This window comes from Mariniphaga sediminis (assembly GCF_003573545.1).
GTDB classification, from domain to species: domain Bacteria; phylum Bacteroidota; class Bacteroidia; order Bacteroidales; family Prolixibacteraceae; genus Mariniphaga; species Mariniphaga sediminis.
Window position 1 is genome coordinate 213355 of record NZ_QWET01000002.1, and the last position, 22239, is coordinate 235593.

The 22239-nt window shown below is 43.8% G+C and carries 17 protein-coding genes; 11 read left to right on the forward strand and 6 right to left on the reverse strand.

The window, feature by feature from the left end:
* Nucleotides 1-115 precede the first annotated feature (115 nt).
* From D1164_RS03220 to D1164_RS03245, 6 genes are all read left to right on the forward strand, one after another.
* On the forward strand, nucleotides 116-991 hold the full coding sequence (locus D1164_RS03220; RefSeq protein ID WP_119348499.1) for a YicC/YloC family endoribonuclease: 876 nt from the start codon (nucleotides 116-118) through the stop codon (nucleotides 989-991).
* Between the two features lie 39 nt (nucleotides 992-1030).
* Complete coding sequence (gmk, locus tag D1164_RS03225) at nucleotides 1031-1597, forward strand: guanylate kinase (RefSeq protein WP_119348706.1); 567 nt, start codon at nucleotides 1031-1033, stop codon at nucleotides 1595-1597.
* Nucleotides 1598-1662: 65 nt separating this feature from the next.
* Nucleotides 1663-2274 (forward strand): nicotinate (nicotinamide) nucleotide adenylyltransferase, encoded by a 612-nt coding sequence (nadD, locus tag D1164_RS03230; RefSeq protein WP_119348500.1) that lies wholly within the window; start codon nucleotides 1663-1665, stop codon nucleotides 2272-2274.
* Complete coding sequence (locus D1164_RS03235) at nucleotides 2264-3202, forward strand: alpha/beta hydrolase family esterase (RefSeq protein WP_119348501.1); 939 nt, start codon at nucleotides 2264-2266, stop codon at nucleotides 3200-3202. Before nadD ends, D1164_RS03235 begins: the two co-directional genes overlap by 11 nt.
* Nucleotides 3203-3808 (forward strand): class I SAM-dependent methyltransferase, encoded by a 606-nt coding sequence (locus tag D1164_RS03240; protein WP_119348502.1) that lies wholly within the window; start codon nucleotides 3203-3205, stop codon nucleotides 3806-3808. It abuts the gene before it with no gap.
* Between the two features lie 66 nt (nucleotides 3809-3874).
* Nucleotides 3875-4627, forward strand: a complete 753-nt coding sequence (locus D1164_RS03245) for a lysophospholipid acyltransferase family protein (protein WP_119348503.1) — start codon at nucleotides 3875-3877, stop codon at nucleotides 4625-4627.
* On the opposite strand, the gene D1164_RS03250 is transcribed toward D1164_RS03245, so the two are convergent.
* The 6 genes from D1164_RS03250 to argH all read right to left on the reverse strand — a co-directional run bounded on the left by D1164_RS03250 (nucleotide 4613) and on the right by argH (nucleotide 15702).
* Nucleotides 4613-5989 carry an APC family permease gene (locus D1164_RS03250; protein ID WP_119348504.1) on the reverse strand — a complete coding sequence of 459 codons (1377 nt, stop codon included), beginning with the start codon at nucleotides 5987-5989 and terminating at the stop codon, nucleotides 4613-4615. The genes D1164_RS03245 and D1164_RS03250 overlap by 15 nt on opposite strands.
* Entirely contained in the window at nucleotides 5986-6639 is a 654-nt protein-coding gene (locus tag D1164_RS03255; RefSeq protein ID WP_119348505.1) for an O-methyltransferase, read from the reverse strand. Before D1164_RS03255 ends, D1164_RS03250 begins: the two co-directional genes overlap by 4 nt.
* A gap of 44 nt (nucleotides 6640-6683) precedes the next feature.
* The gene (locus D1164_RS03260; protein WP_119348506.1) at nucleotides 6684-7952 is read right to left on the reverse strand and encodes a serine hydrolase domain-containing protein; all 1269 of its coding nucleotides are present in this window, start codon (nucleotides 7950-7952) and stop codon (nucleotides 6684-6686) included.
* 225 nt (nucleotides 7953-8177) lie between these two features.
* On the reverse strand, nucleotides 8178-9602 hold the full coding sequence (locus D1164_RS03265) for a glutamate synthase subunit beta (protein ID WP_119348507.1): 1425 nt from the start codon (nucleotides 9600-9602) through the stop codon (nucleotides 8178-8180).
* Nucleotides 9603-9647: 45 nt separating this feature from the next.
* Nucleotides 9648-14171: a glutamate synthase large subunit gene (gene gltB / locus D1164_RS03270; protein WP_119348707.1), complete on the reverse strand. Its 4524-nt coding sequence runs from the start codon at nucleotides 14169-14171 to the stop codon at nucleotides 9648-9650.
* Between the two features lie 199 nt (nucleotides 14172-14370).
* Nucleotides 14371-15702, reverse strand: coding sequence for an argininosuccinate lyase (argH, locus tag D1164_RS03275; RefSeq protein ID WP_119348508.1), 1332 nt, complete (start codon nucleotides 15700-15702; stop codon nucleotides 14371-14373).
* A gap of 28 nt (nucleotides 15703-15730) precedes the next feature.
* On the opposite strand from argH, the gene D1164_RS03280 reads away from it, so the two are divergent.
* The 5 genes from D1164_RS03280 to D1164_RS03300 all read left to right on the forward strand — a co-directional run bounded on the left by D1164_RS03280 (nucleotide 15731) and on the right by D1164_RS03300 (nucleotide 22219).
* Entirely contained in the window at nucleotides 15731-17458 is a 1728-nt protein-coding gene (locus D1164_RS03280) for an ArnT family glycosyltransferase (RefSeq protein WP_119348509.1), read from the forward strand.
* Nucleotides 17459-17461: 3 nt separating this feature from the next.
* The gene (locus D1164_RS03285; RefSeq protein ID WP_119348510.1) at nucleotides 17462-19096 is read left to right on the forward strand and encodes an ArnT family glycosyltransferase; all 1635 of its coding nucleotides are present in this window, start codon (nucleotides 17462-17464) and stop codon (nucleotides 19094-19096) included.
* A gap of 6 nt (nucleotides 19097-19102) precedes the next feature.
* On the forward strand, nucleotides 19103-20752 hold the full coding sequence (locus D1164_RS03290; protein WP_119348511.1) for an ArnT family glycosyltransferase: 1650 nt from the start codon (nucleotides 19103-19105) through the stop codon (nucleotides 20750-20752).
* 446 nt (nucleotides 20753-21198) lie between these two features.
* Nucleotides 21199-21843, forward strand: coding sequence for a TorF family putative porin (locus D1164_RS03295; protein ID WP_119348512.1), 645 nt, complete (start codon nucleotides 21199-21201; stop codon nucleotides 21841-21843).
* A 19-nt stretch (nucleotides 21844-21862) separates the two neighbouring features.
* Nucleotides 21863-22219, forward strand: a complete 357-nt coding sequence (locus D1164_RS03300; RefSeq protein WP_119348513.1) for a P-II family nitrogen regulator — start codon at nucleotides 21863-21865, stop codon at nucleotides 22217-22219.
* Nucleotides 22220-22239: the final 20 nt, after the last annotated feature.

Below are 22239 nucleotides of genomic sequence, written 5' to 3' on the forward strand. Positions count from 1 at the left end.
AAGAAAACAGACCCCATCAAAAAATAATAATTGCAATAAAATTATTAGTTTGCACCCGATAAACCCGGAACACTGAATTGATGAAAAGTTTTAAATTCGCAAAAAATTAGAACCCATGATAAAATCGATGACAGGCTTTGGGAAAGCCGAATTTGAAGTGAACAATAAAAAAATCACCATTGAGCTAAAAGCGCTCAACAGTAAACAAATAGATATAAACGCACGCATCCCTTCCGTATACCGGGAAAAGGAAATTGAGTTACGGAAAGTGCTGGCAGAAAAGCTGGTTCGCGGGAAGATAGATTTATCCATTTACGTTGAAAATCATGGGGAAGAGTCCAACAGTAAAATCAATGAACCCATTCTGAAAAGTTATTTCGACCACCTGAAAGAAATAAATGCAGGATTGGGACTACCCACTGATCAAACGATAATGCAGGCCATTCTGAGGTTACCCGATGTGGTAAAAACAGAACACGAAACACTCGACGAAGAAGAATGGCAGGTGATTTTGGAACATTTACACAAAGCCACAAAAGACATCAACGATTTCCGTACCAGGGAAGGAGAAGCGTTGGAAGCCGACATCGTTTCAAATACCGAAAATATACGAAACCTGCTGACCCAGGTCGCCCCTTTTGAAGCTCAACGGATAAACACCATCAAAAGCCGCCTTACCGAAAACCTTGGGAAGCTGAACCTCAACGGAAATGTGGACGAAAACCGTTTTGAACAGGAGTTGGCGTATTACCTTGACAAAATGGATATGAACGAAGAAAAAGTACGGTTGGAAAACCACTGTATCTATTTTATCGAAACATTATCTCAACCGGAACCAAGTGGAAAAAAACTCTCTTTCATTTCACAGGAAATGGGCCGTGAAATCAACACCCTTGGCTCCAAAGCTTACGAAAGCAACATTCAACGGATAGTCGTTCAGATGAAAGACCACCTGGAACGTATAAAAGAACAACTGCTGAATGTTTTGTAAGGCTCTGCCGGATGCTTGCCGGAAAAACGTAAAATAAAAATGAAAGGTAAACTCATTATATTCTCAGCGCCTTCCGGGGCCGGAAAAACAACCATTGTAAAACACCTGCTGCAACAGGATTTCGGTTTGGAATTCTCCGTTTCGGCTACCAGCCGCCAACCCCGGCCGACAGAAGTACACGGGAAAGATTACTATTTCCTTTCGGAGAATGATTTCCGGAAAAAAATAAAAAACAATGAATTCCTGGAATGGGAGGAAGTATACAGCGGCACCTTTTACGGAACCCTGAAAAGCGAGGTGGAACGCATTCGTCAAAAAGGTAAAAATGTGATTTTTGATGTGGATGTGGTTGGTGGAGTAAATATCAAAAAATATTACGGAGAGGAAGCGCTGGCAGTGTTCGTGCAGCCGCCTTCTGTAGAAGAACTGAGGAAACGCCTGCAAAACCGCTCCACCGAACCGGAAGAAAAAATTAACATGCGCGTTGCCAAAGCAGAGAAGGAGCTGACTTTTGCAAAACAGTTCGATATGATTCTTATAAACGACGAGCTGACTGAAACGTTAAAAGAAGCAGAAAAAATGATTACCGGATTTCTTTCTCAATGACAAATGGACTGTAATTGTCGACAATAATTATTTCAACCTTTTTAAGTTGAATAAATTAAATTGCCATGAAACAACCACAAAACAAATCATTCCCTGCCAAAGAAATTGGATTGTACTTCGGCTCATTTAACCCGGTTCATATCGGACATTTGGTTATTGCCAACTACATCGTGGAATTTACCGGTCTGGATGAGTTGTGGTTTGTAGTTTCCCCTCAAAATCCGCACAAACAAAAGGCGAACCTGCTCAACGACTACGATCGCCTCGAAATGGTTCAACTGGCTGTGGAAAGCGACAACCGGTTTAAGGTTTCCGATATCGAATTTTTCCTGCCAAAGCCCAGCTACACTGTAGATACGCTGGCTCATCTGAAAGACCGGAACCCGCAAAAAGAATTCAAAATTCTGATGGGATCCGACAACCTCGAAAGTTTTCACAAATGGAAAAACTACGAAGCTATTGTTGAAAACTACGGGGTAATTGTTTACCCGCGGCCCGGTTTTGACGAATCGAAAGTCAGAAAGCACGGTAACATTGTTATTGCTGAAGGTGCCCCGCTAATGGAAATCTCCTCCTCATTCATCCGCAAAGCCATTAAAAAGGGAAAAGATGTCCGTCATTTTTTACCGCCAAAAGTCTGGGAATACATAGATAAAAAAGGGCTTTATGAACAATAAAGGATTCCTTTTTATTTTTCTGTTTTTAATAACCCTGCAAACTCTCGGAAACCGCTACACAGAAACCGTTTACCTCGAACACGAAGAGATAAACCGATCGTATGAATTATACGTTCCCGGTAGCTTTAGCCCTGCCAAATCATATCCCGTTGTTCTGGTGTTACATGGTGGCGGAGGTACAGCAAAAGGAATCATTCGCCACACACGCAGGCGGTTCAACCAACTTGCCGACAGAGAGGGATTTGTAACCGTTTACCCAAACGGAGTAGGCAAAAGCTGGAACGACGGCGCCCGCGATACATTTGGGATTGCCCGCAAACTAAAAATCGACGATGTTGGCTTTTTGGAAAAAGTTTTGGAAGATTTGGATTCTAAAATACGGGTGAACAGGAAAAAAGTTTTTGCCTGTGGTATTTCAAATGGCGGATTTATGGCACAGCGGCTCGCATTTGAACTTTCGAATAAAATAAATGGGATTGCCGTTGTTGCTGCCAATTTGAGTGAAGTGCAGGCATCGAAAAAAATTCCGGCAAATCCGGTACCCGTCCTTTTTATTAACGGAACAAACGATCCGCTGATTCCCTTTGAAGGAGGACACGTAACTGTTTTCAGGCAGAAAAGGGGAAAAGTACTGAGCATAAAAAACAGCCTGGAAGCCTGGCAAAAAATAAATGGATGTCTGGAAGAAGGAGATGAACATCCTTTCCCGGATACAAATAAAAAAGACGGATGTACGGCCATCAAAACGGTCTGGACAAATCCGCAAAACCCGAAGATAAAAGTGGCCGCCATAAAAATCCTTGAAGGAGGGCACACCTGGCCGGGCGCCAACCACAATTTACCCGAAAGGCTGGTTGGAAATACCTGCTACGACCTTAACGGATGTGATGAGATATGGAATTTTTTTAAAACTGTTACCCCTGAATAAATGGTAGAATCCGGATTTTTTTACAGTACTTTTATTGATCCGGTGTTAACCGGAATGCGCGAGAGGGTAAAGAATATTATTCCACCCGGAAAAAAAATACTGGACGTGGCCTGTGGCACCGGGGCGCAGGTTTTTAACCTGGCACCCTCTGCACTTGAAGTTACCGGTTTCGATTTTTCAAAATCCATGATAGAAAAAGCGGAACAAATCAAACACAAACAAAATGTTTCCAATGTCAGTTTTCACCATTTTGATGCAACGGGCCGCTGGAAATTTGAGGATAAACAATTCGATATGGCTGTCATCAGTCTGGCGCTCCATCAGTTTTCGCCCGTAGATTACACTCCCATCTTAGAAGAAATGAAACGGGTTGCCCACTCCATTATTCTGGTAGACTATGCTATTCCCCTCCCCCGGAACATCGTTGGTTTTGGCAGCCGGGTAGCTGAGTTTTTTGCAGGCAGGGAACATTACCGGAACTTCATACAATACAAGCGGTTGGGAGGGTTACATGGAATAAATAAAAAAAACAATCTTGTTGTTGAAAAGGAAGTTTATTTTGCAAAAGGTGCTTTTCTCTTAATGGTTTGTTCTCAAGCAGATTAAATTTCAGCGCCTCTTTATCAAAATCTAAGATACTTTTTTTCCATCTTTACTGCTAAAATACCATTTGTGAAAACCGCGCGAATCATTTTACTTGCTCCCCTTGCCTTGTTCAGATTGATTTCCATTTTAACCATTTCTGCAGTGGTAGCTTTGGTTGGCTGGCTTTGGTTAAAATTGTTTGGGTTTAGCCGGCGTTTGCAAAACTGGTCGATGCAAACCTGGGGAAAAAGTATCCTGTTCATCTGTGGCATAAAAACCGACAAAAATGAAAAACCCCAAAACGGTCACTTTATCCTGATGCCCAATCACCGCAGTTACATCGATATTTTTATCGTGGCCGCTTACAATCCGGCAGCCTTTGTAGGAAAAGCCGAACTAAAAAAATGGCCTCTGCTGAAAATCGGGGCAAAACTCACCAACTCCATTTTTGTTTCGCGTGCCGAACTGCAAAGCCTTGTTTCTACCATGCATAAAATAAAAGCCTCTGTAAACAAAGATATTCCGGTGGCCCTATTCCCGGAAGGAACTACCTACAAAGGCCCTCTGACCAAACCGTTCAAAAACGGCAGTTTTAAAGTGGCTGCCGATACCGGAATCCCTATTATTCCCATGGCTATTCATTTTAAAGATGAAAAAGATGCCTGGATAGACGACGATACGTTTGTGGGACACTTTTTCAGGCAAATGAGCAAACCGCTCATTCACGTTTCTGTCCGCTATGGAAAGCCTCTGGTGAACAGCGATTATAAAATTCTTCAGAAAGAAACAAGGGAGCAAATTAATGCCATGTTAGAAGACATTATTTCACGAAACGGGTAACTTTCCATTTTTCTTTTTAAACCAGTAAAAAACCGGAATTCCCGAAAGCGCAGTCAGAATGGCAATAGTTGATTCCCATGGGCGTTCAAAATACGCCAGTACTAAAATCGCCAAACTAACGATGATAAAAAACACATGGGCCACCGGATAACCGGGAAGCTTCAACCTGCTCTTTCCGGCAATCCGCAATTTAAAAACGCCCAACACAGCCAAAATTGGAAAAATACCGAGCGCAAACCCCATGTAAGCCAGAATCTGTTCGAAGGTACCGGAAAGCACCAGTACAATGGCAATAGCGCTTTGCAACAACAACGCGTTGGAAGGTACTTTGAAGCGGGGATGAACGGCCGAAACCCACTTAAAAAAATAGCCGTCGCGCGCCATGGAATAATAAACGCGGGGTCCCAGGATAATATAAGCGCTGAGCGAAGAAAAAAGGGCAAACGAAATAAGCATGGAAATAACCGTTTCGGCAATTCCCCCGAATGCAAAACCAGCTGCCACAGCTCCTATTTCCGGTTCTCCTGCCATTTGCCCGGGCGGGATGGCATACACAAAGAACAGGTTCAGCAGCAGATACAAAAGCATGACAACGCCTGTGGAAATAAGTAACGAACGGGGAATTACCCGAACTGGATTTTTTATTTCAGAACCAATGTAGGTTGCCGAATTCCAACCGCTGTATGCAAACATGATGAACATAAGCGACAGCCCCATAGATTTCCACCCCGAAAAATTGAAAGAAAAAGGTTCTCTTTCCGGCGACGAAGCCTGTAAATGATCCAGACTTCCATTTCCCCAGCTGAATCCGGCAATAATCAGCCCAACAATCAATACTATTTTCAGCATAGTGAGCCCGCTTTGTACCCGGGCGCCCAATATCACACCGCGGGCGTGCAGCAAAGAAAACGCAAGGATAACCAGGATGGCCAGTAACCTGCTGAATAATTCCGGATGTACAATCTCGTCAAACAAAAACCACGACTGAAACCCCGGAAATGCCCAAATAAAATATTTACTGAACCCGATAGCAGAAGCAGCAATGGGCGCAGAAAAACCAACAATGAGCGAAAGCCAGCCACTTAAAAAACCCAGCATCGGGTGAAATAATTTTGAGATGAACGTGTATTCGCCGCCTGCCTCCGGGAATGCCGCCCCCAGTTCTCCGAAAGCCAGGGCCCCGCAAAGGGCAATTAAGCCACCCACAAGCCAAAGTCCTAACGTTAGTAACGGATGGCCAAGAAAATTCATCAGGTACCCTGTGGTGGTAAAGATTCCTGCCCCAATAATGTTGGCAACAACAATATTGGTTACCGGAAAAAGCCCCAGCTTTCGTTCCAGATGACTACCGGACGAATTCAATTTGTTTCTGGTTTTTCAGCTTTCTTGTAGCTAATAGAAATACCCGAACGGCTATTTCGGACATAAGAAGTTTTGTAATAATCAAGACTTTCGATATACTCCACAAACTCGCGGATTCCGGAAATTCGCATGGAGGTGTTATGCGCGGTAAAGCAGCCCCCCACTTTCAGCTTTGGGTCCATGGTAACAAAATAATTTTTGTACCAGTATTTATCCGCGTCGCTAAAAACAAAATCATACTTGCCGGGCAGGCTGGGAACCAGATCGTGCGCATCGGCCAACCTTGCATCAATAAATTTATCTACTCCCGCTTTTTTAAAGTTCGCCTTGGCCTCCAACCAGCGTTTCTTGTCAATTTCAATGGTAATCAGTTTCCCGCCGGTTTTGCTCAGCGCCCATGCAATCCATATTGCAGAATGCCCTGTGGAAGTTCCTATTTCCACCGCTTTGGTGTAATTATTCTCCACAATAATGTCGTAAAGGGTTTTACCGTCTGAGATAGGCACATTCATATCGCGCCAGTTATTTACATTTTCCTCGAGAAATGTTTTTACTTTCCGGTCGAGATTGGTTTTTATCTCAGGATATTGCGCTTTGGCAAAGAATACTCCAAAAATCAGTACTGCAACGGCCACATATTTCAATTTCATGGGAACCTTATTTTGTTGTACGTCTTAAAGATAAAAAAAATGGACTAACTCCCCTGACTTTTTAAGTCATCTTCTTTTACATTTTCACTTTGAGCGAGCACGGGCTCATTGTCTTTAAAATGAAAATAAGCGTCGAGAAAAACAGGAATACTTTGCGAAGCGACACTGTTTGGCGAATTGCTAAGGTAAACAATTCCGATATGTTCCTGACTACACAGTGCAATTTCCGCCTTGTAACCATTCACATACCCACCATGGTAAGCCACATGCCTTCCTTTGTAATCGACCGTCCGCCAACCGATAGCGTATCTTTTCGATTTTGCCTTGTTCCAATACCGAAAATATCCCCGGTGCAGATGTGAATTCACCTGAGGGGTAAAAACCGTTTCCATGATGTGGCTCTGGAGCAATGGGTTTTCCTCATCCAGCAATGCCAGAAGAAACTGTGATAAATCAGAAATACTTGCATTAACCCCGGCAGCCGGGGCTGTTGAATAGTATCTGTCGTTCAGGGGAAGTGCCCGGTAACGGCCATTTCCACCCGAATGGGGAAAGGCTTTGTTTGGATTATCCCGGAAACTTTCAAAATCAGCCGAAGCATCATTCATTCCCAAAGGCCCAAACAGTTTCTCTTTTATCAGTTCGCTATAACTTTTGGATGTTTTTACCGACAAAATGGTATCCAAAAGACTGAACATTACGTTCTGGTATCCATACAATTCACCCGGAGGGGCCGAAATATCAACGTATTTCAGTCGTTCCACGATGTTACTTAAAGGAACATAACCTTCTACAAGATCGTCATACGCATGGGGAACAAGTCCTGTGGTGTGGCTTAATAAATGACGGATAGACAACTGCCGCGTACTTGCCGGCAGGCTGAGACAAAAACCCGGAATGGATGCTGCTACTTTTTCATCAAAATCGATAATTTCTTCCTGTGCCAAAAGACCGGCCAGTACTCCGGTAACCGGCTTGGAAACAGATGCAAGCCTGAAAATGGTATGTTCATCAATTGAATCCGAACTCCCTATTTTTTGAGTTCCGAAACACTTCATAAAAGCCACCTGGTCTTTATAAAGAATGGCCACCGCAGCGCCAACAGTTCCTGAAGAGGTTACTTCTCCGGTGAGCCACTGCTCATACTCCCGGAAAATATCCTGCATCTCAGCCAACTCCAGTTCAGACTGGGATGGACGGAGGTTTTCTAATTCAATGAAACTATCGGGGGAAGAAGAAATAGGCTGATTTGTAGTAGTCAGCAATAACAAAAACAATAAAGCCAGTACGGTAAAAAATCTCTGTCCCTTCATTCAGTCTCAGTCTTTATCAGGAAAAGCAAAAGTGCCTTTTCGTTTTATAATTGCCGAAATTAAAAAAATCAGGAAAAAATTCAATACCATTAAGGATTTTATTTTTAACACGTCTCATGTTAATAAAGTCAAACCCGAAAATAATCCCGAACATCTGCCGGAATTACATTTATACTGAAATCCTCCCTGGCCTTTCAGTATGAAGGACAAGTTTACCCGAAAATATTAAACATTCCGGAGGAATGCATCAACTCCCCGGGCGGCCACCTTACCAGCCTCAATAGCATGAACAACAAGGCTTGCTCCCTTTTCCGCATCTCCGGCTGCAAATATTCCTTCTACTGTAGTTTGTTTTTGCTCATCTACTTTCACATTTCCACGGGCATCATATTCCACGCCCAAAGCATCGAGCAAACCATTATGAACAGGCTGGGTAAAACCCATAGAGAGCAAAACCAATTCGGCATCGATAAGTTCCGAAGTTCCTTCAACTTCATTCATTACCCAACGGCCATTGTCATCTTTAGACCATTCAACCTGAATTATTTCAACCTGTTTCAGCTTACCTTCTTCGCCAATAAACCTCTTGGTAGAAAGGCTCCATCTGCGCTCGCAACCTTCTTCGTGTGAACTTGACGTACGCAAAGTATTTGGCCAGTATGGCCATGGATTGTTTCCTTCCCTTTTTTCCGGAGGCTTCGGCAGAATTTCAATTTGGGTAACCGATTTTGCCTGCTGGCGGTTGGACGTTCCCACACAGTCGGAACCTGTATCTCCGCCGCCAATTACAAGTACATTTTTATCTTTGGCATGAATCCTGTTTTTAGTGGTAATCTTTTTACCTGCCACCAATTTATTTTGCTGGGTAAGAAAATCCATAGCAAAATGTACTCCGTCGAGGTCGCGTCCCTCCACAGGCAGGTCGCGGGGTTGTTCCGCTCCAACAGCCAACAATACCGCATCAAATTCCTGGAGCAGATCCTCTTTCGAAATATCAACTCCCACAGTCACGTTCGTTTTAAAATTCATTCCCTCATCAACGAAAATTTCCAACCTGCGGTCGATAACCCGTTTGTTGAGTTTAAAATCAGGAATGCCATAACGAAGCAACCCTCCAATCGCATCGTTTTTTTCAAAAACAGTGACAGTATGGCCGGCCCTGTTGAGCAAGTCGGCAGCCGACAAACCAGCCGGTCCGGACCCGATAACGGCCACTTTTTTACCCGTACGAACTTTGGGAGGATTGGCTTTAATAATACCCGCCTCAAAAGCCTGCTCTACCGTAGCACATTCATTTTCACGAATGGTAACGGGCTCCTCATCAATAGCCAGCACACACGATTTCTCGCAGGGTGCGGGGCAAACCCTCCCGGTAATTTCCGGAAAACTGTTTGTGGAGTGTAATATGTAATATGCTTCTTCCTTATTTCCACGGTAAAGCGCATCCTGCCATTCCGGAATTTTACTGCCCACGGGGCAGCCCCAATGGCAAAACGGAATGCCGCAATCCATACACCGGGAAGCCTGTAGCCTCCTGTCATTTTCATTTAGTGTCTGTTCCACTTCTCCGTAATCGTATATTCTCTCTTTGGCAGGACGATAACCTGCCACCTGGCGTGGAACTTTCATAAAACCTTTTGGATCTCCCATATCTGTAGTGTCCTTTTTTCTGTGTTATTAAAATCGAAAATATGTCTATTCGTGACGTGACGGATCGTCTTCGGTCAACTGCAACTTTTTCTGCAATTCCTGAATCTTTTGCTCTTCCAGTACTTTCTTGTACTCGAACGGAATAACCTTCACAAACTTCGGAAGGTATTCTTCCCAATTAGTCAGGATTTTTGCAGCCAGGTTACTTTGTGTGTACAGCAAATGATCATTAATCAATTTTTGCAACTCTATAACGTCAGATTTATCTTCTACTGGCAATAAATCCACTAACCCCTTGTTACAGAAATAATCGAAATTACCGTTTGTGTCTAGCACATAGGCAATCCCGCCGCTCATACCGGCCGCGAAGTTTTTTCCTGTTTGACCAAGCACAACTACCCGGCCACCGGTCATATACTCACAGCAATGGTCTCCGGCACCTTCCACCACGGCATGTACCCCTGAGTTCCTTACGCAAAACCGTTCTCCTGCTACCCCTCTGATGTATGCCTCGCCTCTGGTGGCACCATAAAAAGAGGTATTTCCGATAATAATATTTTCTTCCGGTTTAAAGGTACTCCCAACAGGAGGAACTACAACAATTTTTCCACCTGAAAGTCCTTTACCGATATAATCGTTTGCATCTCCTTCGAGCCTGAAGGTAACCCCTTTTACCAGGAACGCACCAAAACTTTGTCCGGCTGTTCCGTGAAATGTACAGTTTATGGTATCGGGGGGAAGCCCCTCTTCGCCGTACCGTTTGGAAATTTCGCCCGAAAGCATCGCTCCGGTCGTACGATCCACGTTAATAATTGAGTGTGAAATCCACACTTTTTCTGCGCCCCTGATGGCTTTCCGGGCATCCCTGATTAAGTCGAGATCGAGGTGCCCCTTATTTTGACGGGTATTAGGATGCGTATTCCGAATAGCCACATTCTTTGCTTCTTTGGGCATGTAAAGAAGTCTGGAAAAATCGATTCCCTTCATTTTCCAGTTGGAAATCTCTTTATTCACTTCCAGCAAATCTGTCCGCCCAACAATGTCATCGAATTTCGTAAATCCCATTTCGGCAAGGTGCTCACGAATCTCGCGGGCCACAAACCTGAAATAATTTATCGTATATTCTGATTTTCCAATAAATCTTTTTCGCAACTCTTCGTCTTGTGTGGCAATCCCTGTAGGACAAGTATTCATATGACACTTACGCATCATAACGCAGCCCAGAACGATAAGCGGCGCTGTGGAAAAGCCAAACTCTTCTGCCCCGAGGCATGCCATGGTAACAACATCCCGACCGGTTTTCAACTGTCCGTCGACCTGAAGTTTAACCCTTCCCCGCAGGTTATTCAGTACCAGTGTTTGTTGTGTTTCGGCAATACCAAGCTCAACCGGCAATCCGGCATGTTTGATGGAACTGGCAGGACTTGCTCCTGTTCCTCCCTCGGTACCGGCAATCACAATTACGTCTGAAAAAGCCTTTGAAACACCCGCGGCAATAGTACCTACGCCATCTTCCGAAACCAGTTTTACCGAAACCCTCGCAGTGGGATTGGTAATTTTCAGGTCATAAATCAACTGCGCCAAATCTTCAATGGAATAAATATCATGGTGCGGAGGCGGCGAAATCAAAGTAATTCCGGGGGTGGAGTTCCGGGTTTTGGCAATAATTTTATTCACCTTGTAGCCTGGCAACTGTCCCCCTTCGCCCGGCTTGGCGCCCTGGGCAATTTTTATCTGAAGCTCGTCGGCATTTACCAGGTAATTATTTGTAACCCCAAAGCGTCCCGATGCCACTTGTTTTATTTTGCTGTTGCGGTCGGTCCCGAAGCGTGCAGGATCTTCCCCGCCTTCACCGGTATTGCTCCTTCCTCCAATGGTATTCATAGTGACAGCCAGCGCCTGGTGGGTCTCAATACTGATGGATCCGTACGACATAGCGCCCGTAACAAAACGCTTCATGATTTCTTCTTCCGGCTCCACCTGATCCAACGGAATCGGGTTACGCTTGAATTTAAAACACCCGCGCACAAAAGCCGGTTTCCTGTTCTGTTGATCGACCAACGAACTAAATTCTTTAAACTTAGCATAGTCGTTTGTCCGGGTAGCCCACTGAAGCAATCCGATTGATTCCGGATTCCAGGCGTGGTGTTGCCCGTTTTTTCTCCAGGCATACGTTCCATCACTTTCCAAACGGAAAGGTTCAGGAGTAGCATCCTCTTCAAATGCTTTTTGATGGAACATCGTAGCTTCGGTACAAATCTCTTCCAGACCCACTCCTCCAATCTTCGCAGCCGTTCCGGTAAAGTACTTATCTACAACATCTTTACTGATACCTACCGATTCAAAAATTTGGGCTCCGTGATAACTACGCAAGGTGGAAATCCCCATTTTCGAAAAGACTTTAAGTAGCCCTTTATCAATGGCCTTGATATAATTTTTCCGTGCTTCTTTATATTCCAGGTCTATTTTCCCTTCTTTTACCAAATGGTCGATAGCGGCAAAAGCGAGGTATGGATTGATTACACTTGCCCCGTAACCAATAAGCAAAGCAAAATGGTGCACCTCACGGGCTTCTCCGGTTTCCACAATAATACCCACCTGCATCCTCTTTTGTTTTTTAATAAGGTGGTGGTGTACTGCTGCAACTGCAAGCAGTGAAGGGATAGCCGCTTCTTCTTTGCCGATATTCCTGTCGCTCAGAATTATATAATTCTTCTTACTGTCCACTGCTTTTTCAGCATCAGTCAACATTTTTTCAATGGCCTCCTCAAACCCTTTCACTCCTTTGTTCACCGAAAAAACCATTGGGATTACCTTGTGAGAAAACATCTCATCTTTCAGGTCTTTTATTTTTCCCAAATCAGTGTTGGTTAAAATGGGCTCCGGGAACTTGATAAGCTTACAGTGTTCCGGTGTCTCCATAAGAATATTGGAATGGAAAGAACCGATATAGTTTGCCAACGACATTACCAGCCCTTCCCGGATGGGGTCGATCGCCGGATTGGTAACCTGTGCGAACATTTGTTTAAAGTACTCAAACAATCGCCGCGGCTTATCTGAAAAAACAGCCAGGGGAACATCGTTACCCATTGAGCTGGTAGGCTCAGCGCCGTTTTCGCTCATGGGTTTTATCAGTTCGTATAAATCCTCTTTCGTGTATCCGAAGGCTTTAGTATATGTATCAAAGTTTTCAATGGTTGACGGCACACGATGTTTCACCTTAATATCGTCCATCATCAGGCGATTTTCCTTGAGCCACATTTGATAAGGATTTCGGTGGCTCAACTGGTCTTTCACCTCTTCATCAGGAATAATAATACCCAATTGGGTATCTACCAACAAAATTTTTCCTGGTCGTAGCCGGCCTTTGGCTTTTATCTCCTCCGGCCTGAATGTTTGCACTCCCACCTCAGACCCCATTATTATAAGATCATTTTTGGTAATAACGTACCGCGAAGGCCGCAGCCCGTTCCGGTCGAGGGTGCCGCCAATGTACCGCCCGTCGGAAAATACCATAGAAGCGGGGCCGTCCCACGGCTCCATAATAGTGGAGTGGTACTCATAAAATGCTTTCAGACTGTCGGGTATCGGATTCTTTTCATTAAATGATTCCGGAATCATCATACACAGTGAATGGGGCAGAGAGCGCCCTGTCATGTGCAGAAACTCGAGCACGTTATCAAACGAAGCCGAATCGGATTTACCGGGTTCTATAACCGGCAGCAACTTTTTAAGGTCATCGCCATACACTTCTGATTTCAATAGTGCCTCGCGGGCCTTCATCCACAGGCGATTTCCTTTTATCGTATTTATTTCGCCATTGTGGGCCACAATCCGGAAAGGTTGTGCCAAATCCCAGGTTGGAAAGGTATTGGTACTAAACCGTGAATGAACCAGTGCAATGGCGCTTTTGAGCTTTTCATTCTTTAAATCAAGAAAATAATCACGCAATTGAACGGGGGTCAGCATCCCTTTGTAAACAATTATTTTCGCTGAAAGGCTGGGTTGATAAAAGCTTTCTTTATATTTCAGCTTCGATTCCCTGATTTCCCGTTCAGCCAGTTTACGCACCACGTATAATTTACGTTCCAGTGCATCTTTTTCAAGGTTGGCTTTTACAAAAACCTGTTTAATTGTCGGTTCCGTAACTTTGGCAATTTCGCCAGGCGCTGAATGGTCTACCGGCACATCACGGAAACCGACCAGCGTCAGCCCCTCCGCTTCAATATGTTTGGTTAGCACTTCAACACATAAACCAGCCTCCCTTTCATCTTTAGGAAGAAAAACCAGTCCGGTCCCGTATTTTCCCGGTTCGCCAACATTAAAATTCAATACTTCTGTAATAAACTCATGCGGGATTTGCATCAACATTCCCGCTCCGTCGCCGGTGGAGTTGTCGGCACTTATGGCCCCCCGATGGTCCATATTCATCAGAACCTCCAATCCCCTCCTGACAATATCGTGCGATGGCTTACCTTTTATGTGGGCAACAAATCCAATTCCACAACTATCTTTTTCATTATCAGGACTATAATAGCCCTGAGCTTCAGGTAATCTCATTCGTGTCATATTCAAATCCATATTTTATTTCTCAATTTTATCAAAAGCAATGATTTCGGTCGTTTTAATGTTAAACTGAAAGCAAAGTCATACATTTTCTAACGAAATGAAATCAAAAATAATTAAAAGAGAGAAAAATTTCCCTGGATGCTCTAAAAAAATGTGTTAAATAACATACAATTAACCTTCCTTTTCCGTAGAAAAATGCTTATTGCAACAAAGCAGAAACCGCTTTCTCAATGGCCTCAAACCCAAAATTATCCACAATCTGAGATTTCTTGCGGGCAATTTCTTCGAGGCATAAATTACCGATACTTCCCTCGTGAGTGTGGGTTATCGCTTTTTCCGGTTTAAATTCACCTTTCTCAATTTGCTCGGCCACCTGCCGGTAGGCTTCTCTAAAAGGAACCCCCTTCAGTACCAGTTTGTTCACTGCCTCGACACTGAAGAGGTAGTCGTATCTCGGATCGTCGAGAATATGTTCGTTTACAACCAGCTTTTCCAAGGCCAGAGAAGCAATGGAAATACAATCGTGCAGTTCCGAAAACAAGGGGAGAAAAATTTCTTTTACAATTTGTAAATCGCGGAAATAGCCACTTGGCAGGTTATTCACCGTAAGCGCTATCTGCTGCGGAATACCCTGTATTTTGTTACACTTGCCGCGGATGAGTTCAAATACATCCGGATTCTTTTTGTGCGGCATAATACTTGACCCAGTGGTAAATTCAGGCGGAAGAGAAACAAAATTGAAATTCTGGCTGGTAAACAGGCACACATCGTAAGCCAGTTTAGAAAGTGTGGAAGCCAGGTTGGCCATTGCAAATGAAACAATTTTCTCCACCTTTCCGCGCCCCATTTGGGCATATACTACATTATAATTCATATTATTAAATCCGAGCAAGTCTGTAGTCATTTGCCGGTTTAACGGGAAAGACGAACCATAGCCGGCAGCCGATCCCAGTGGATTCTGGTTGGTAATCCTAAAAGCGGAAAGGAGCAACTCCAAATCGTCGGAGAGGCTTTCTGCATAGGCGCCAAACCACAAGCCAAAGGACGAGGGCATAGCTACCTGAAGGTGGGTGTAGCCAGGAATCAGTACCTCTTTGTGCTGTTCGCTCCGGGCCAGCAAAATATCAATCAACTGGCCCGCAGCAGTCACAATTTCACGAATACCCGAGCGGGTAAATAGTTTCAGGTCGAGCAACACCTGATCGTTTCGTGAACGTCCGCTGTGAATCTTTTTACCTAAATCACCCAATTCCTGGGTTAAAAGAAACTCCACCTGTGAATGCACATCTTCCACTCCCTCTTCAATTTTAAAATCCCCGTCGAGAGCATGCTGGTAAAGCTTTTTCAGGGAATCCAGCAAAACAGGCAACTCATCTTTTTCAATCAAACCGACTGATTCGAGCATGGTTACATGGGCCATAGAACCCAAAACATCAAAAGGCGCAAGAAGAATATCCAGTTCACGATCTTTTCCTACAGTAAATTTTTCAATGGCTTCATTAACAGTTGTACCTTTTTCCCAGAGCTTCATTTTTTAGAATTGAAATTTGAACAAAGATATGGATTTTGACTTGAAACAATTTGCCGTTCCCCATTTTATAATTTCTGAAAAAATTGCCACTTTTGCCCAGACTTTGCATGCAAAGGCACTACTTACATTTTATTACATGTTCGAAAACAAAACGATCCGTATTATATTCGTTGCTGTAATAGCACTGGGACTAGCCTCCTATTTTTCCGGTCTTTCCATCGACGTAACCCGCGATGCCGGGAAATATGCCACTGTTTCAAAAGAGATGCTTCAAAACGGGCATTTTATCAACCTGAAAATCCATGGCGAGCCCTACGATCAAAAGCCGCCCTTGTTGTTTTGGCTGGGAGCGCTGGGTTTTGCCATCGGAGACATTTCCAATTTTTGGTTCAAGTTCCCGGTTTTATTACTCGTCTTTTTTGGGTTCTATTCTGCTTACGGATTGGGAAAAAGCCTGTATAACCGGCGTGTCGGATTTCTGACGGCATTACTGTTGTCCTTCTCTCTTATCTACTCGCTTTACAGCATGGACATACACACCGACACCCCCCTCCAGGCGTTTGTAACTTTTGCGCTCTGGCAGCTTTCGGAGTTTATTCAAACGAAAAAAAACAAACACTGGATTTTAGGCTTCATTGGCATTGGCATGGCCATGCTTTGCAAGGGCCCCATTGGCGCTATAATTCCTGCCTTTGCTGTTGTGGGGCACCTGCTGTTAAAAAAAGACTTCAGGGCGTTTGCCGACTACCGCTGGTACCTCGGCATCCTCCTCTCATTTATTATTGTTAGTCCGGCCCTGATTGGATTGGCCAACCAGTTTGGATGGGACGGCATTGTCTTCTTCTTCTGGGAAAACAATGTAGGCAGACTCGCGGGTACTTATGTAAAGCCCAACAGCGACCCGGCTTTCTATGTTCACAATCTGCTGTTTCTTTTCCTGCCCTGGAGCCTGCTGTTTTTTGCCGCCACTTTTATGGAGTTCAAATCACTTTTTATAAGCCGGTTTAAGGCGTCAGAATATTTTACTTTTACAGGCATCTGGATTTTCTTTATTATCCTGAGTGCATCCCGCAGTCAGTTACCCAACTACATTTTGAGCATTGTTCCGCTTATCGGGGTACTCACCGCCAAATGGATTGACATTGCTTTAATCCGGAAGTCGCAATTGCTGAAAATCTTCCGGCCGACACAAACCGTAGTTGTTGTATTGCTCTGGCTTGCGATCGGTGTCATCTCTTTTTACCTCTTCCCTTTCCCTCAATGGCAAACGTTGCTGATTGCTGCAACCGGGCTGGCAGCAACCCTGTATATTTTTATCCAATGCAAAACTTCCATTACCCGTTTTATTCTGCCTTCCGTTATAGGATTTGCCTGTTTGGCTTACCTCCTGAATGCTGATATTTTCCCATATATTTTCAGCTACCAGGCGCCCCCTAAAGCCGCCCGCTATTTTAACGAGAATGCAGCGCCGGGCGAAAAACTTTACAATTTTCATTACCCGCAGTACGAACTGTTTTTTTACAGTGAACCACAGGCCAGTCAAATCTCTTCTGAAGAAGAGCTGACCGCTGTTGCGGGAAAAGATGGCCATTGGATTTTTACAGATGCCCAGGGGTTTGATACGCTTGAAAAATTAAACGCAGAAGCAGATACCATTATACAATATCGCCACCTTTACCTCAACAGGGGAGGTCGGTTTATTCATCCCAAAACCCGGGAACAAGTGCTGCAACCGATGTACCTCATAAAGTACTAAACCATGTCCAACCGGTCAAAATACACCTGGCTATTTGTTCCGCTGCTGTTTTTACTTTATTCGGCACCCAGCGCCCTGGATTATGTTTTCCATTTTCCGGATGAAAAATACTATACCGACGCCGTGCTGCAAATGATGGATAAAGAGGATTACTTTACTCCTTACAAAGCTGATGGCTCCCACCGCTTCCTGAAACCTATCGCTACTTACTGGGTACTGATGGGAAGCTACAAGGTACTGGGAGTAAGCAAATTTTCATCGCGACTACTATTTTGGCTGGCCGGCGCGTTGCTGGTTATGGTCGTTTACTTCATGACAAAATCACTTACCAAAGAAAGGAAAACCGCCTTCCTGGCGGCCTTCATTACCGCTGCAAACCCGCTTGTACTTATGAGCGCCAGCCGCTCCATTCCGGACATTCTCCTTGTATTGTTCCTCACGATTAGCGTGTGGGGATTCCTGGAAATTATGACCGCAGAGAATCCTTCATCCAAATACTATTGGATGGCTTACCTCGGCGCTGCGCTGGCTTTTGAAACCAAGGGGCTCCCCGCAGTGGCCTTTACCGGGATCAGCTTTTTATACCTGCTTTTCAACCCATGGCAACAAAAAAAAATCGGCAAACTCATCCACCCCGCATCTGTTATTGTAGCGCTGATGGTAGCCGTGAGCTGGTTTGTTTTCATGTATATAGAACACGGTTCGCATTTTTTCGCCTCTTTTTTTGCCGATCAGATAGGCTACCGGGTATCGTCAAAAACAGTACAGGTAATTACCAACACATCACTGGGTGTGCTTAACCTGATAGCATTTACCATCCCCTGGATAATTATAGCCTTTTTAAACTTCGCCAAACTAAAATTATTTATTTCAGGGGCCAATCCGAAAACAAAAGCTATCCTGGGATTGATTGCCCTGTGGATCATAATGGTCATTGTTATGTCCGGCGCAGTTTTTAAATTTTATGACCGTTACCTGCTGCCGGTTATTCCGTTGTTTTCGTTATTTTTTGCACTGGTTCTCACCCATACCGAAACCCGTTTTAAAAAGCCGATATTAAACCTCTTTCTTGGATTGACCCTGTTCCTGCTCCTTATTAATATATTGTATGCCCTGTTTATTTTACCCGATAAAATTTTGATTTCAGGCACAGCCACAGGCGCAGTATTTTTTCTCCTTTTGGCGGCAGGCAAGTTTAAAACGGTATCTGTTGAAGTTATTTTGGCAAACACCATTCTACTCCTTTGGTTTAATGTACATCTATTATTGTACCCCCTGTTAATGCCCAATCCCGGAGAACAACTGGTAGAAGCTATCCGAGAAAAACAAATAACCGGAAACGAGACCATTTATGTTTACGGAAATATTCGCACAGCATCAAACATTCGTATCCACAGCCACCACAAACTTGATGTGGTGAGTATGGATACCATTTTCACCCTCCCTGCCGAAAAAGAGGATATACTGGTTTTCAGCAAAAAAGAAGAACCATTTCTTAATTTAAAAGATTACCGGGTTACAAAAGGATCGGAAGAATGGAAACGGGTACCCCAGGAAAAATTTCCCGGTTTTTTACAACCCGTCATTCAGAAGGTAAAAGAAAGCGGGACAGTCTATTATATTGCAACACCTAAATAAAATGCGATGAAAAACCTGCAAAAAAAACATTATTACCTCATCGGAGCCTGGTTCATTGCCAACCTGTTGCAATCCATTTTCACTGGCCTCCATTCCGACGAATCGTATTACTGGATGTATTCTGAAAACCTGGCCTGGGGGTATTTCGACCACCCGCCAATGGCAGCGCTTTTTATCCACCTCGGGCACCTGATATTCCCGGGCGAGCTGGGAGTCAGGCTTTTCCCTATCCTCCTCTCCACCATAACTTTCGCCCTCATTCTAAATGAGCTGAATGAAAAAGAGGACCTGCTTTTCCTCTCCGTCTTTATCCTTTCTTTTCCACTCGTTCACACCCACATTGCGGGTTTTCTTGCCATTCCGGATGTTCCGCTGCTTTTTTTCACGCTGCTGTTCCTCATACTTTACCGGAAATTCTTACAACAGCCCGGAACAAGACTTTCCATTTTGCTGGCTGTTGTTATTGCAGCTTTGATTTACAGCAAATACCACGCATTCCTTGTAGTCGGTTTTACGGTACTCTCGAACCTAAAACTGTTTCGTAACAAATATTTCTGGCTAACAGTAAGCCTTTCCATCTTATTGCTAATGCCCCACGCATGGTGGCAAATTGAAAATGGCTTTCCTACATTTAAATACCACCTGATTGAACGCGCCAAACCTTTCCGACTGAAATACATTACCGACAACCTGCTAAACCAGTTACTCATGGCCGGCCACATCACCGGCATTTTGGTATTTTGGAAACTTTCCCGCTTCAAAATAAAAAATGATTTTGATCGGGCACTGGTTTTCAATATTCTGGGTTTTTACATTGCCCTTTTTTTACTGAGTTTTAAAAACCGCATAGAAGCCCATTGGGCCGCCGCGGTCATTCCTATGCTCATGCTGGTAACCTACCCGCTCATTAAAACGGATGTAAAAATTAAGCGCTGGTTCAAACGGCTGGCGCTCCCTGTAATTGTTTTAATGCTTTTGTACAGGGTTTACCTGGCGCTGGACGTCATTCCGAATGTAGGCTACACCAAAATTACATTCTACAACCGCGAAGCCCATGCCCTGGAAATAAAAGAGATGGCACAGGGGAAAAAGGTTGGGTTTTTCGACAACTATGCCGCTGCAAGTAACTATATTTTTTACACGGGCGACTCAGCAGTACTCCTGTCAACCCCCGCATACCGTTTCTGTCAATATGATTTATGGGACGATGAAAAATATGCTGAAGGAGAAACGGTTTTTGCCATCCAGTCAAAACACTTGAACCCGCCAAACCTTACCCGTATGGCCACCGGACAGATGAAAGGTTTTATTGAGATTGAAAAATTTCAATCGCTGAAAGGGGTTGGCATTACTCCCCAAATAAAACACTCCAACGGAGAATACCAGTTCGAGATTACCCTACAGAATACCAACAAACGAACGGTTTATACAGAACATGTTTCCAAACCGGTTTTATGCCTAATGCAAAACCAGGAAGAAATAGCATCGGTGCCATTGTCTGATTCTTCTGCCAGCCATCAAATTGCAGCCAATGGCAAAGCCACCCTCCGGATTACCCTCCCTGAAAACAAATTAAACAGGAATTACCCCATTACATTTTACACCCGCACGAAAGAAAATATCCGGGGAGAAATCGTTTCCCTAAACTTAAAATAACAACTCTTCACACATATTACTTACCCCATTTGATATTGTCAAAAACCCGGACAATAGCCATATATATTCGGCAATAAAATATAACACACCGGTAAAATATGATATTTCCGTAAAGCATGCTGCACACCTCCACCACTTTTTCTATCATTATAAATATTTGAAACGATAATCTTAAAAACATTATCTTTTTTCTTTTATAACAAATCTTTTTGTTTCTTTTTTCTTGAAAAGATAGCCAAACATTAAAAATTTGTTAACTCACCAATTCATGTTATTTAAAAATAGGGGTATCATCAAAAAACATATCATTTTTGAAAAATAAAAACAAAAAATATAGGGGTCTAATTCGAAAACAAAACAAAATATTAAAAACAAAACATCATTTCAAAGGGGGTCAAAATAAAAATTAATAAAAAAAGAATGTTCAACTTTTAAAAATTTAAATTATGGAAAAGAATCTGATCAGAATGGCCGGTATTTTAATTTTTATGTCATTCATGCCGAATACAAAAGCACAGGAATGGAGCACAGGCCTAGACATTTACAGCAATTACATATGGAGGGGGACCAAGTTTGGTTCGGGGCCAGCATTCCAGCCCTCGGTTGAATTCAGCACAGGTGGTTTTTCCATTGGCGCCTGGGGATCTTACAGCGCTTCTACCGAAGAGGCGGCAGAAGCCGACCTGTACGCCAGCTACGGGATTGACCTGGGCGAGAATGCTTCGCTCGGACTTACCCTTACCGATTACTATTTCCCCGGAACGAAATGGTTTGATGGCCTGTCACACTACATTGAGCCAATGATCACCCTTGGACTTGGAGCTTTTTCTCTAACAGGAGCCTACATGATGAACGACGATGAAGGGGACATTTACCTTGAAGCAGGTCTTTCGGCTGGCCCGGTTGATCTGTTTCTGGGAGGTGGCGACGGAGCATATACTGTCGATGGAGATTTTAACATCTGCAATATTGGCATTAGCACTTCAAAGGAAGTTCAGGTGACCGAGTCTTTTTCGCTTCCGGTATCGGGGGCAGTCATCCTGAACCCTTCTTCCGAACAATTTTACGTTGTGGTAGGAATTTCATTGTAAAAATTAAAAGATAAAAAAAATGAAAAAAGTTGAAGCAATTATACGCAAAACCAAATTTGAAGAGGTAAAAGAAGCCCTTCATGATGCGGGGATCGAATTCTTTTCTTTCTGGGATGTAAGAGGAGTAGGATTAGCCCGCGAAGGTCGTATTTACCGGGGCATTGTTTACGACACCAGCACCATCGAACGAACGAAACTATCCATTATCGTAAGAGACAAAAACATTGAAAAAACGGTACAGGCTATTCTCGCCTCAGCAAGGACCGGCGAGATAGGGGACGGAAAAATTTTCGTCATCCCGATTGAAGAATCGTATCGTATCCGGACCGGAGAAAAGGGAGACGAATCACTTTTCATTAAAGGGAAAGAAGTATAAAAAAACGCAAAAACAAGAAG

Coding starts and splice junctions, on each gene's coding strand:
- D1164_RS03240 (WP_119348502.1), top strand. CDS start 3,203: ATGGTAGAATCCGGATTTTTTTACAGTACTTTTATTGATCCGGTGTTA.
- nadD (WP_119348500.1), top strand. CDS start 1,663: ATGAAACAACCACAAAACAAATCATTCCCTGCCAAAGAAATTGGATTG.
- D1164_RS03255 (WP_119348505.1), bottom strand. CDS start 6,639: ATGAAATTGAAATATGTGGCCGTTGCAGTACTGATTTTTGGAGTATTC.
- D1164_RS03300 (WP_119348513.1), top strand. CDS start 21,863: ATGAAAAAAGTTGAAGCAATTATACGCAAAACCAAATTTGAAGAGGTA.
- D1164_RS03235 (WP_119348501.1), top strand. CDS start 2,264: ATGAACAATAAAGGATTCCTTTTTATTTTTCTGTTTTTAATAACCCTG.
- D1164_RS03290 (WP_119348511.1), top strand. CDS start 19,103: ATGAAAAACCTGCAAAAAAAACATTATTACCTCATCGGAGCCTGGTTC.
- gltB (WP_119348707.1), bottom strand. CDS start 14,171: ATGACACGAATGAGATTACCTGAAGCTCAGGGCTATTATAGTCCTGAT.
- argH (WP_119348508.1), bottom strand. CDS start 15,702: ATGAAGCTCTGGGAAAAAGGTACAACTGTTAATGAAGCCATTGAAAAA.
- gmk (WP_119348706.1), top strand. CDS start 1,031: ATGAAAGGTAAACTCATTATATTCTCAGCGCCTTCCGGGGCCGGAAAA.
- D1164_RS03295 (WP_119348512.1), top strand. CDS start 21,199: ATGGAAAAGAATCTGATCAGAATGGCCGGTATTTTAATTTTTATGTCA.
- D1164_RS03265 (WP_119348507.1), bottom strand. CDS start 9,602: ATGGGAGATCCAAAAGGTTTTATGAAAGTTCCACGCCAGGTGGCAGGT.
- D1164_RS03285 (WP_119348510.1), top strand. CDS start 17,462: ATGTCCAACCGGTCAAAATACACCTGGCTATTTGTTCCGCTGCTGTTT.
- D1164_RS03220 (WP_119348499.1), top strand. CDS start 116: ATGATAAAATCGATGACAGGCTTTGGGAAAGCCGAATTTGAAGTGAAC.
- D1164_RS03280 (WP_119348509.1), top strand. CDS start 15,731: ATGGATTTTGACTTGAAACAATTTGCCGTTCCCCATTTTATAATTTCT.
- D1164_RS03260 (WP_119348506.1), bottom strand. CDS start 7,952: ATGAAGGGACAGAGATTTTTTACCGTACTGGCTTTATTGTTTTTGTTA.